General features: G+C 68.1%; 10 protein-coding genes, 2 tRNA genes and 4 pseudogenes. 14 read left to right on the top strand and 2 right to left on the bottom strand.

Features of this window, described 5'->3' with window-relative positions:
• Nucleotides 1-889 (bottom strand): annotated as a pseudogene (locus MBEBAB_RS13505) (acetyl-CoA carboxylase biotin carboxylase subunit); the annotation flags it as partial.
• Between the two features lie 166 nt (nt 890-1055).
• Between MBEBAB_RS13505 and MBEBAB_RS13500 the strand changes: the two are divergent.
• The 3 genes and pseudogenes from MBEBAB_RS13500 (at nt 1056) to MBEBAB_RS15300 (ending at nt 3697) form a co-directional block, all read left to right on the top strand.
• Nucleotides 1056-2543 carry a hypothetical protein gene (locus MBEBAB_RS13500; RefSeq protein ID WP_021698545.1) on the top strand — a complete coding sequence of 496 codons (1488 nt, stop codon included), beginning with the start codon at nt 1056-1058 and terminating at the stop codon, nt 2541-2543.
• Nucleotides 2544-2730: 187 nt separating this feature from the next.
• A pseudogene (msrB, locus tag MBEBAB_RS13495) lies at nt 2731-3107 on the top strand (peptide-methionine (R)-S-oxide reductase MsrB).
• A gap of 50 nt (nt 3108-3157) precedes the next feature.
• Nucleotides 3158-3697, top strand: a complete 540-nt coding sequence (locus MBEBAB_RS15300; protein ID WP_021698543.1) for a hypothetical protein — start codon at nt 3158-3160, stop codon at nt 3695-3697.
• 43 nt (nt 3698-3740) lie between these two features.
• Here the strand turns inward: MBEBAB_RS15300 and MBEBAB_RS13485 are convergent.
• Nucleotides 3741-3815, bottom strand: a tRNA-Thr gene (locus tag MBEBAB_RS13485).
• A gap of 97 nt (nt 3816-3912) precedes the next feature.
• Between MBEBAB_RS13485 and MBEBAB_RS16725 the strand changes: the two genes are divergently transcribed.
• The 11 genes and pseudogenes from MBEBAB_RS16725 to MBEBAB_RS13440 all read left to right on the top strand — a co-directional run bounded on the left by MBEBAB_RS16725 (nt 3913) and on the right by MBEBAB_RS13440 (nt 11152).
• A complete protein-coding gene (locus tag MBEBAB_RS16725) occupies nt 3913-4065 on the top strand; it encodes a hypothetical protein (protein WP_162831553.1) in 153 nt (50 codons plus the stop codon).
• Between the two features lie 627 nt (nt 4066-4692).
• Nucleotides 4693-5978 (top strand): annotated as a pseudogene (gene murA, locus MBEBAB_RS13480) (UDP-N-acetylglucosamine 1-carboxyvinyltransferase).
• Nucleotides 5968-6459, top strand: coding sequence for a DUF2948 family protein (locus MBEBAB_RS13475; protein ID WP_021698541.1), 492 nt, complete (start codon nt 5968-5970; stop codon nt 6457-6459). Before murA ends, MBEBAB_RS13475 begins: the two are co-directional and overlap by 11 nt.
• Complete coding sequence (locus tag MBEBAB_RS13470) at nt 6456-6923, top strand: UPF0262 family protein (RefSeq protein ID WP_021698540.1); 468 nt, start codon at nt 6456-6458, stop codon at nt 6921-6923. Before MBEBAB_RS13475 ends, MBEBAB_RS13470 begins: the two co-directional genes overlap by 4 nt.
• Before the next feature lie 126 nt (nt 6924-7049).
• Nucleotides 7050-7268 carry a translation initiation factor IF-1 gene (infA, locus tag MBEBAB_RS13465; protein ID WP_021698539.1) on the top strand — a complete coding sequence of 73 codons (219 nt, stop codon included), beginning with the start codon at nt 7050-7052 and terminating at the stop codon, nt 7266-7268.
• A gap of 13 nt (nt 7269-7281) precedes the next feature.
• A pseudogene (locus MBEBAB_RS18740) lies at nt 7282-7879 on the top strand (Maf family protein).
• Nucleotides 7876-8883 (top strand): S1 domain-containing protein, encoded by a 1008-nt coding sequence (locus MBEBAB_RS18735; RefSeq protein WP_045319391.1) that lies wholly within the window; start codon nt 7876-7878, stop codon nt 8881-8883. Before MBEBAB_RS18740 ends, MBEBAB_RS18735 begins: the two are co-directional and overlap by 4 nt.
• On the top strand, nt 8880-9056 hold the full coding sequence (locus MBEBAB_RS15875; protein WP_081703543.1) for a DNA gyrase inhibitor YacG: 177 nt from the start codon (nt 8880-8882) through the stop codon (nt 9054-9056). The genes MBEBAB_RS18735 and MBEBAB_RS15875 overlap by 4 nt, the downstream gene beginning before the upstream one ends.
• 69 nt (nt 9057-9125) lie before the next feature.
• Nucleotides 9126-9201 (top strand) — tRNA-Phe (locus tag MBEBAB_RS13450).
• Between the two features lie 623 nt (nt 9202-9824).
• Nucleotides 9825-10715: a MotA/TolQ/ExbB proton channel family protein gene (locus MBEBAB_RS13445; protein WP_021698537.1), complete on the top strand. Its 891-nt coding sequence runs from the start codon at nt 9825-9827 to the stop codon at nt 10713-10715.
• A gap of 5 nt (nt 10716-10720) precedes the next feature.
• Nucleotides 10721-11152: a biopolymer transporter ExbD gene (locus tag MBEBAB_RS13440; RefSeq protein WP_021698536.1), complete on the top strand. Its 432-nt coding sequence runs from the start codon at nt 10721-10723 to the stop codon at nt 11150-11152.
• The last annotated feature ends 237 nt before the right edge of the window (nt 11153-11389 follow it).

The following is an 11389-nucleotide window of genomic DNA, read 5'->3' as shown; positions in this document are numbered from 1 at the left end:
TGCTCCACCTGCAGGCGGGTGTTCATCTCGAGGAAGTAGAACGACTTGTCCTGCCCGGCCACGAACTCCACCGTCCCGGCGGAGTCATAATTGACGGCCTTCGCCAGGGCCACGGCCTGGGCCCCCATGGCGGCGCGGGTGGCCTCATCCAGCAGCGGCGACGGCGCTTCCTCGATGACCTTCTGGTTGCGGCGCTGGATCGAGCATTCCCGCTCGAACAGATGGATCACGTTGCCGTGCTTGTCGCCCAGCACCTGGATCTCGATGTGGCGCGGGTCGATGATGAATTTCTCGAGGAACACCCGGTCGTCGCCGAAGGCGTTCTTCGCCTCAGCCTTCACCGCGGCGAAGCCTCGGCCATGTCGGAGTCCGAATGGGCCACGCGGATGCCCTTGCCCCCGCCCCCGGCCGAGGCCTTGATCATGATGGGATAGCCGATCTCGCGCGCGATCTTCACCGCCTCTTCCGGCGTCTCGATCAGGCCCATGTGGCCCGGCACGGTGGACACACCCGCCTCGGCGGCCAGCTTCTTGGAGCTGATCTTGTCCCCCATGGCGTCGATGGCCTCAGGGTTCGGGCCGATGAAGGCGATGCCCTCGTCGCGCAGCCGCCGGGCGAAACCGGCGTTCTCGCTCAGGAAACCGAAGCCCGGGTGCACCGCTTCCGCGCCGGTCTGGCGCACCGCCTCCACGATCCTGTCCGCCAGCAGATAGGACTGGTTCGCCGGCGCCGGACCGATCAGGACCGCCTCGTCCGCCATCTCCACGGCCAGCGAGCCGGCGTCCGCCTCCGAATAGACCTGCACCGTCGCGATGCCCATGCGCCGACAGGTCTTGATGATGCGGACGGCGATCTCGCCCCGGTTGGCGATGAGAATCTTGGAGAACATGCCTTGATGACTTCCCTGACGCGGTCTGCGCCGCTTGCCGAGGTTCGCTTACGGCCCATGCCACCCCGTGTAAACGCCCGCCCGGCCCCATGCGGGGTTGGCGAAGGTGGGCTGATAGGGTTTAACACCCGCCACCCGTACATTAACCGATCCGGAGCTCCCTGCCGTGAAAACCCTCCTCGCCACTGCAGTGTCCGTCCTGGCCCTGGGCCTCGCCGCCCAGGCCGCGACCGCCCAGGACTGGCGCGCCGCCGCCGAACAGGACCTGACCGCCGCCCGTGAGGCGCTGAGCCAGAACCACCCCGCAGCCGTCATCGAGGCGCCCTCCAGCGCCCGGTTCCGCACCTGGCTGGACGAAGGCTATGCGGAGGCCCAGGGCAATCTGGGCCGGGTCAACTCGCCCAACGCCTACGCCTATCTGCTGCGCGGCTACGGTTACGGCTTCCGCGACGCCAACATCAGCCTCGGCCCGACGTGGGAGGGCCGCGAGCCCTGGGACGCCGTGGCCTGGGCCAATTTCGCCACGGCCTGGCGCGACGGCGCCTATGTGGTCACCTGGGTCAAGGACGGCGTGCGCCGCAACGTTCCGCAGGTGGGATGGGTGCTGGAGTCCTGCGATGGAACCCCGGCCGAGGAAATCGCCCAGCGCCGTCTGGACCGCTGGGAAGGCGATCTCAACCTCGAGGCGGACCGCATCGAGACGGCGCCCTACCTGTTCTGGGACCGGGGCAACCCCATGGCCGGCGGCCTGCCCGCCGAATGCCGCTTCATGGACGGCCGTCGCCGCCGCAACGTGGACATCGTGACTGACTTCGCGGCCCCCGAGGACCGCGAGGCCGCCTATCGCGCCTCGGTCTATGTGCCGCCGTCGGTTCCGCTGGCGGTGGAAATGGTCAACGGCCTGGCCTGGGTGAACATCCACACCCTGGCGGACGACGCCGACTGGGCAGCCTTCCTGGCCCAGGTGGACGCCCAGCAGTCCGCCATCCGCGGCGCCCCCGGCGTGGTGATCGACCTGCGCGGCGCCGATGGAACCTCGGCCTCTGCCGCCAGCTACGCCCTGCGGGCCGCGGCCCGCATCTGGGAGCCGGAAATGATCGGCGCGGCCCAGCCCACCGACGTCGAGCTCGGCTATCGCGCCACCCCGGCCAACCGCGAGTGGTTCGCCCAGGCCCTGGCCCGCATGCAGGGCGACCCCGCCTTCGTGGCCAACAACCCCGCCACCATCGCCGAAACCCAGGCTGTGGTCGCGGCCTTCGATCAGGCCATCCAGGCCGGCCAGCAGTCCTTCACCCGCCCGATCCCCGCCATAGGCGACATCGAAACCGGCGCCAATCCGGTGCGCGGCAATGTGGTGGTTCTGGTGGACGGCGGCTGCTCCGGCGGCTGTCTGGACGCGGTGGACGTGCTGAAGGATCTGCCGAACGTGCGTCTGGCGGGCCAGACCACCAGCGCTGACACCCTGTTCATCGAGCCGACCATCACCGCCCTGCCCTCGGGCTTCGGCCGCGTGGTCTATGGCCACAAGGCCTGGATCAACCGCGAGCGCGCCTCGAACCAGCCGCACACGCCGGATCAGGGCCTGACCTACACGGGCGACCCCACGGACGAGACCGCCGTGCGCGCCTGGGTCGCCGGCCTGTTCGGCGGCTGATTCCATCCACATCCTGAACCAACCAACGCCGGGCGGGGCTGGAACCCCGTCCGGCGTTTCCTATTTCCAGACCATGACCCAAGCTGCATCAACGTCTCCCCGCTCCGCGTCCGGCTTCGATCTGACCCCGCCCAGTCCGTCACAGATGGCCATCCTCGAACACGGCCTGAACGACGAGGAGCGGCGCGTGCTGCTGAACCACGGCACCGAGGCGCCGTTCTGCGGGACGCTGCTGGAGGAGAAGCGGGCGGGCGTCTTCTGCTGCCGCCTGTGCGGCCTGCCCCTGTTCCAGACGAAGACCAAGTTCGAAAGCGGCACCGGCTGGCCCAGCTTCAACACCCCCTATGATCCCGAGCACGTGCGCGCGATCACGGACACCTCATACGGCATGGTGCGGGTCGAGACCCGCTGCGCCCGCTGCGACAGCCATCAGGCCACGTCTTTCCCGACGGCCCGCCGCCTACGGGCGAGCGCTACTGCATCAACTCGGCGGCCCTGAGCTTCACCCCGGACGGCGAGGCGCTGCCTGACCCGCTCGGGCGCGGCGATCATCTGCCCGGGTGACACGCCCCCGCCGCATTCAGTCGTCAGCGTGACGGCACTGGAGTAACGCCATGATCCTGACCGCCCTCGCCGTTCTGGTCCTGTCCGACCAGCCCATCGCCACGGCCGGCCGCGACCAGGGCCATGTGTCCGCGCCGGCGGCCGCCGAGGAAACGGCCGCGCCGTCCATCACGGCGCCGCGCGCCATGACCACTGACCAGCAGATCGCCGCCTGGATCGGCGCATCGTCCGCCGCGCCCATGGAGACGGGCGACGGCCCGTTCGACTACGACGCGCCGTTCGCGCCGGAACGCAGGATTCGCGGCCAGGTCAGCGCGGCGATCGGATCGCACGGCTATCAGGCCTTCGGCGTGGATGTGTCCGTACCCTTGGGCGAGAACGGCTTCGCCCGACTGCACTACAGCGAATCGAAGGGCGGGCTCCCCGCGTACAATCCGTATTACGACCCCCGGTACGACAGCTATGGCCTGCGCTCCGGGTCGTATCTCGGCGCGCAGGACCCGTGGAGCGCCTGGGGCGCCGAGGGACTGACGCCCCGGTCCCTGCGGACCCGAGGCATCACCGCCATCCCGGACGATCAGGACTGGTGAATGCAAAAAGGCCCGGACGGTTGTCCGGGCCTCTTGCTTCAGATGGTGCCGCCGGGGGGAATCGAACCCACGACCTCAGCCTTACCAAGGATGCGCTCTACCACTGAGCTACGGCGGCGAAATCTGAGGAAGCGGCCGTATAGCCAATACGTTCGCCCGATGCAAAGGCCAAAACGCCTCTTGATCGCATTCCTGCATCCAGCCTTTATCGCCCGGTGAAAAGCCCGCCCGACACACCGACGCCAAAGCCGCCCACGCCCGCCGAAAAGGCCAAGGCGGAACGGGAGGCGCGTCTGGCCGCCGCCCTGCGCACGAATCTCCGCCGTCGCAAGGCGCCGCCCTCCGCGCCCCCGTCCGACGCCGACTGAGCCTGAAAAGCGGGACCAACTCGCCCGTTCGTCCCGCATTTCCAGACCCCAATGCCTTGCCGCAGAACGGTCGAGACGGTTTTTTCGTCTGGTTTTCCGACTGCGTTCGTCGCTGGCGTACCCTTCTCGGGTTCCGTTGCGGGGGAAGGCGTTGGCGCCAGGGCCGGACGCGCAGCGGGACCGGTCGAGCGGGATCGCCCGGGCATTGAGAGCCCGGGGTCCGGCGGGCGTCCTGGACGCCGCCGCCCGTCGTGGGCCGAGCATGCGGCATGGGGACGAACCGGCGGAACTCTGGGCGCGCGACAAACGAGGTCGCGCGTCGGCCGGCTGAAGAGAGCCCTCCCCCGCGGCGCTCACGCACAGAACGACCGGGCGGGCGCGAGCGACCACGCCGAAACACACATCAAGGGCGGCCGCCGGCGACGGCGCCGTCCCGGTCCCGGGCGAGATCGCCCGCGCCCGCCGCTTCCCCAACTCCGCCGGGCACGCCGCGCGGAGGCGCAGTGCGTGGCGGCGTCTGATCAAGAGGCGTGACAGTCCGTTCTCGCCCCTTTCAACCGGCGCGCGAGACAGGCTAGATACCGCCCCCGCTTCGCCCGCGCCGGGCGCAGCCTCGACAGAGACCCCATGGACCGCATCGCCATCACCGGCGGCGCCCGGCTGAACGGAGCCATTCCGATCAGCGGCGCCAAGAACTCCGCCATCAAGCTGATGGCCGCCTCGCTGCTGACCGAGCAGCCGCTGCGCCTGACCAACATGCCGCGCCTGGCCGACACCCGGTTCCTGGGCGAGCTGCTGCGCGGACTGGGCGTCAGCGTCACCGAGCAGGACGGCGCGGACGGAACCGAAACCGTACTGCACGCCGCCGAGATCACCTCGACCTTCGCGCCCTATGATCTGGTCCGCCAGATGCGGGCCTCGTTCAATGTGCTGGGGCCGCTGCTGGCGCGCACCGGCCATGCGCGGGTCAGCCTGCCGGGCGGCTGCACCATCGGCGCGCGGCCGGTGGACCTGCACCTGCAGGCCCTGAGCGCCCTGGGCGCGGTCATCGAGCTGGAGGAGGGCTATGTCTCGGCCCAGGCGCCGAAAGGTCTCCGCGGCGCCGAGATCACCTTTCCCTTCGTTTCCGTGGGCGCCACCGAACACGCCCTGCTGGCGGCCGTCCTGGCCCAGGGCGTGACCGTGCTCCACAACGCGGCGCGCGAGCCCGAGATCGGCGACCTGGCCCATTGCCTGAACGCCATGGGCGCCAGGGTGGAGGGCATCGACACCCCGACCCTGACCATCACCGGCGTCGGCTCCCTGTCGGGCGCGGACTGGAGCGTCATCCCCGACCGCATCGAGGCGGGCACCTATGCGACCGCCGCGGCCATGACCGGCGGCGACGTGACCCTGACGAAGATGCGGCCCGCGCTGCTGACCGCCCTGACCGCCAAGCTGCGCGAGGCGGGGGTCACGGTGGACGAGACGCCGGACGGCCTGCGCATCCGCCGCGACGGCGGACGCCTCCAGCCCGTCGATGTGACCACCGAGGTCTATCCCGGCTTCGCCACCGACCTGCAGGCCCAGTTCATGGCCTGATGACCCTGGCTGAGGGCGAGAGCGTGATTTCGGAGACCATCTTCGAGAACCGCTTCATGCACGTGCCCGAGCTGATGCGCCTGGGCGCCGACATCACCGTGCACGGCGGTGAGGCCCGCGTGCGGGGCGTCGAAGCGCTGCACGGCGCCGAGGTCATGGCCACCGATTTGCGCGCCTCGGTCAGCCTGGTGATCGCGGGCCTGGCGGCGGAGGGTGAAACCACCATCGGCCGGGTCTATCATCTGGATCGCGGGTTCGAGCGGCTTGAGGAGAAGCTGGGGGCCTGCGGCGCCGAGGTGCGGCGGCTGAAAGGCTATGAGGATGGACACTGAGACCACCGCCGTCGAAACGGACCTGAGCGAGGACAAGGTCGCCGAGGACAAGGGCCCGCCCCTGCCGCCCCTGCGCCTGCTGGCCGAGGATCACGAGGATCTGCTGATCATCTCGGCGGCGCTTCAGGACGCCATCCTCACGCCGGGCGACATCCTGTGGGAAAGCGCGGCGCGGCGGCTGACCATCACCTTGCGCCGGTTCTGCTGGGAATGCGGCGGCACCCGGGTCCAGGCGGCGCTGCAGTTCGGCGACGTCATGGCCGTCAAGAGCCGCGACATGCCCCGCGCCCCCGAGATTCCCCTGGAGCTGCTGGCCATGGACTTCATGCCGGGCGAGGCGCCGGGCGGCCGGGTGGTCATGATGTTCGCCGGCGGCGGCGACCTGCGCGTGGACGTGGAGTGCATGAACGCGGTCCTGGCCGACATCTCCGAACGCTGGCGGGCCCGAAGCGCGCCGCGCCATGAAGAGGATCCGGCATGAGCGGTCCCCATCGCCTGTCGGCCGTCGATCTGGACGAAGCCTCCCTGCCCTCGGCCACGGCCGAGATCGAGCATGCCCGGCGCGTGGCCATCTTCGATCTGGTGGAGCAGAACAGCTTCACCCCCGCAGGCGCCGAGGGCGGTCCGTATCAACTGAAACTGTCATTGCAGGACAGCCGCCTGGCCATGGACATCACCGGGCCGGCCTATCGCAAGGGACACCTGCTGTCCCTGACCCCGCTGAAGACGGTGATCCGCGATTACCTGATGATCTGCGACAGCTACTACGAAGCCCTGCGCGGCTCGTCGGCCAGCCAGATCGAGTCCGTCGACATGGGGCGGCGCGGTCTTCACAACGAAGGCGCCGAGGCCATGAAGGCGCGGCTGGAGGGCAAGGTCGAGGTGGACCACGAAACCGCCCGCCGCCTGTTCACCCTGGTCTGCGCCCTGTGGCGTCGCGGCTGACCCGACGCTATTTCCCGTCAGAACTCGACGCCCGGCCTGTTTTGGTGCATTAGGCCGCGTCCGATTTCGAGCCGCGCCGGCGCCCAGCGTGACCGATACCTGTATCCCAAGGGCGAGAGAGACTGCATGTCGAAGGAAGAACTGCTCGAGTTTCCAGGCGTCGTCAGCGAGCTGCTGCCGAACGCGACCTTCCGTGTGAAGCTTGAAAACGACCACGAGATCATCGCCCACACCGCCGGCAAGATGCGCAAGAACCGCATCCGCGTTCTGGCGGGCGACAAGGTTCTGGTGGAGATGACTCCCTACGACCTGACCAAGGGTCGCATCACCTATCGCTTCAAGTAAGGCGGGCGGCCGCGTGGCCTCTCCGCCCCCAAGCCTCGCGCTTGTGCTGGCCTCGGCCAGTCCGCGCCGCATCGAACTGCTGGCGCAGATCGGGATCACACCCGACCGCATCGTCCCCGCCGACATCGACGAAACGCCCCTGAAGGCCGAGACGCCGCCGCGACTGGCCGAGCGCCTGGCGCGCATCAAGGCCGAGACGGTCGGCGCCCGCGAGACCGAAGCCCTGGTCCTGGCCGCCGACACTGTCGTCGCCGTGGGACGCCGCCTGCTGGAAAAGCCGGCGGACGAAGCCGAGGCCCGGCGCTTCCTTGCGCTGCTGTCCGGCCGTAACCACCGGGTCTTCACCGGCGTGGCGGTCAAGGCCCCCGGACGCGACGCGGCGGTGCGGGTGGTCGAAACACGCGTGGCCTTCAAGCCGCTGTCCGACGACGAGATCGCGGGCTATCTGAAAACCGGCGACTGGCGCGGCAAGGCGGGAGCTACGCCATCCAGGGTCCCGCGGGCGCTTCGTGCGCCGCATCGTCGGCAGCCACCCCGCGGTGATGGGCCTGCCGCTCTACGAAACGGTCCAGCTCCTGCGCGGGGCCGGCTGGCGCCCGGCCCGGCCGTGAGCGGCGACCGCCAAGTCTATATAGACGACAGCCCCGGCGAAACGCGGGGCGTCATCGAGAGCGAGCGCGGCTTCGAGCATATCCTGATCCAGCGGGAGGCCGACGATCCCGCCCGGCGCCTCGGCGCCGTGTCCGTCGGCCGGGTCGCGCGGGTGGAGCCGGGACTGAGCGGCGCCTTTGTGGATCTGGGCGGCGCAGACGGCTTCCTGCCGATGAACCGGAACACGACCCTGCACATCGGCCAGAAGATCGAGGTCGAGGTGGTCGCCGAACCGCGCGAGGCCAAGGGGCCCACGCTGCGCATGCTGGGCGCGGCCGAAGGAGACCCCCGCATGGTCCGGCCTGGCCCCAGCGTCAGTGAGTGGCTGGACCGGCTGGCGCCCGGCGTCGCCCCGATCACCGGAAAGGCGGCCATCGAGGCCGGGTGGGCTGCGATCGAGGACGCCGAGGCCCCGACCCTGCCGCACAGCGGGCCGGACGTGGCGGTCGAACGCACCCGCGCCATGATCACCGTCGACATCGACCAGCCGCCCCTGCCCGGCAGGGGCCTGAGCGGCAGGGACCGGCAGCGCGCCAATCAGGAGGGGCTGCGCATCGCCGCACGCTTGATCCGCCTGCGCCACTGGGGCGGGCTGGTGGCGGTCGATCTGCTGGGCGCCGGGCACGACGGGGCGCAGGTCACCGCCGCCGCACGAACCGCCTTCGGCGCAGATCCCGCCATCGCCTACGGCCCCGTTAACCGGTTCGGCGTGCTGCAACTGGTCCTGCCCTGGACCTTCACCCCACTGGAGGACCTGATCCGGCCGAGCGTGGAAACAGCCGCCCGAGATGTGGCCCGGAGGCTGAACCATGCCCTGCTGGCCGACACCACGCGCGCGCGCGTCACCGCGCGCTGCCATGGTGAGGTCGCAAACGCCGCCGCCGCCCTGGTGGCGCGTCTGGGCCCACGCGCCCATCTCCTTGCTGATGACAGCCTGCCTCTGACCCGAGTGATCGTTGAATGACCCGTGCCACCTGCCCAATCTGCCGCAAGGCCGAAGTCGATCCCGGATACCGACCCTTCTGCTCGAAGCGGTGTGCGGACATTGATCTGGGCCGCTGGTTCACCGGTCGGTACGCCGTTCCCGGGCCGCCGGCGGGTGAAAATGGCGAAAGCGACGGCGAGGATGGGGCCTGACGCTGGACAGGCTGATCGGCCTCGCTTATAGACCCCGCTCCCGACGGCCTGAGCCGTCGCCGGACCCGGGCCTGGGTAGCTCAGTTGGTAGAGCAGCGGATTGAAAATCCGCGTGTCGGTGGTTCGAATCCGCCCCCAGGCACCACTCCTTTCCTCCCTTATCCTGCAAGCGGCGCCACCGGTTACCGCCGGACCAAAACATTTCGTCGTTATGTGGTCACGATCCGCGACCGCCGCCCTGCGCCACCTTTGCGCCACATTTCAGCAACTGACCATGATGCAGATGCCGCCGCCGCGTGACCGGAGATTCCCCTCTCCCGATCGATGGCGAAAGCCCATGCCAGTTACGGAGTGTAACAGGATTGCAGATTGTTCATATTTTGAAATATGAGCAATATTCTTCCTCCATAAAAGCGGTGCTGAGAACAGATGACGCTCTTATGACATTTGGGCGAAAAGACGTTGCTGACACGGTCGCCCCGCTCTCCCGCCGGTTGAAAAGCATGATCACGCACTTGACGCCCCCCGGGCGGTTCGCCAAGACAACGTGACCGCTCGTCTTAACGGGGAGCGTCGGCATGCGAACGACCTCCTCTCCAGGTCGGGCGTGAAAGCTTTTCAGGGGCTTCGGCAACCGAAGAGCGACAGGAAACGTTCCGGGAGCCGGATCGACGATTCGGCAACCGGTGTAATTTTAGTGAGGGGCCCGCCTCCCGGCGAACGCCTCTTTAGGTCCAACGAGTCAGACCAAGCAGGAACTGGCGAACTATGCTCGATAGCAAAAAGACAAATTTCCTCCTCGCTCTGGCCGGCGCTGCCGTCCTCATGGCGAGCTCGCCGGCTCTCGCGCAGGACGCGGCCCCGGCACCCACCGAAGCGCCCGCGGCTGAGGCCCCGGCAACCACCGAAGCTACCCCGGTCGAAACCCCCGCTCCGGCGGCGGAAGTCGAGACCGCCGAAACCGGCGGCCACGGCGAACTGACCGTCGCCAAGATGTTCATCGACTCCGACCCTGTCGTTCAGGCGGTGATGATCGGTCTGGTGCTGGCCTCTGTCTTCTCCTGGACCCTGTTCGTCATCAAGATGATCGAGTTCGGCAGCCTGAACCGTCAGACCGACCGTTACCTTGAGGCCTTCCGCGGCGCCCGGACAATCCCGGATATTCGCCGTGTGTCGACCTCTGAGGACTTCGAGGGCAACCCGCTCGCCGACATGGCCGCGGCCGCCACCGAAGAAGTCGAAGCGTCCCGCGCAGCCGGTCTGGCCGTGAACAGCGACCACCGTGAAACCACCATCGTCCGCTCCATGGCCGCCGTGGCCGCTGTGCAGTCCGGTCTGGCCAAGCGCCTGTCGGGCGGTCAGCAGTTCCTGGCTTCGACCGGTTCGAACTCACCCTTCATCGGTCTGTTCGGTACGGTTTACGGCATCATGAACTCGTTCATCGGCATCGCGAACACCAACACGACCAACCTGGCGGTCGTGGCGCCCGGCATCGCCGAAGCGCTGCTGGCCACCGGCCTGGGTCTGTTCGCGGCTATTCCGGCGGTTATCTTCTACAACTACTTCAACACCCGGATTTCGTCCTACGGCGTGCGGTCGGACGGCTTCAACGCCGAGCTGATGAACACGATCTCGCGTCAACTCGACAAGGGAGCGTAAGCTAGATGGCCGCCAAACTCGGAGGCGGCGCCGGCGGCAAGTACGAGATTCAGCAGAACAGCGAAATCAACGTCACACCCTTTGTGGATGTCATGCTTGTTCTGCTCATCATCTTCATGGTGGCGGCTCCGCTCGCCACCGTGTCGGTGGAGGTCGAACTGCCAACCGCCGTGTCGCCGCCTCAAGTAAACCCGCCGAAGCCGATCTACATCTCGCTTCAGAGCGACGCCGACATCTACATCGGTGATGGGCGCACCTCTCTGGGCACCCTGGGCGACGATCTTCGCCGCCTGATCGGCACACGAAACCCTGACGAAGAGCGGATCTTCATCCGCGCCGACAAGACCACCCGCTACGGCGACTTCATGCAGCTCATGAACGCCCTGCAGGACAATGGTTTCTACAGTGTCGCGCTCGTCGGCGAAGATAACGCATAAGGACCACGGTCGCAGATCATGACTGAAGAACATCGTCGCGACCCGCTCCTGGACCCGCCTCGCCGGAAGAAAATGTCGACCGGCGTCGTGGTGGGTATCGGGATCTCGGTCTTCGTACACCTGGCGGGCGCCTGGTGGATCTACAATCAGAAGTTCGTCCTGAAGGAAGTGTCCTATTCGGATGAGTCCATCGACGTCGAGCTGATCGACCCGTTTGTCCCGCCGCCGCCGCCGCCG

It is taken from the genome of Brevundimonas abyssalis TAR-001 (assembly GCF_000466985.1).
Classification (GTDB): Bacteria; Pseudomonadota; Alphaproteobacteria; order Caulobacterales; family Caulobacteraceae; genus Brevundimonas; species Brevundimonas abyssalis.
Note: the sequence above shows the minus strand (reverse complement) of the source record. Positions and strands in the feature narration are given on the sequence as shown.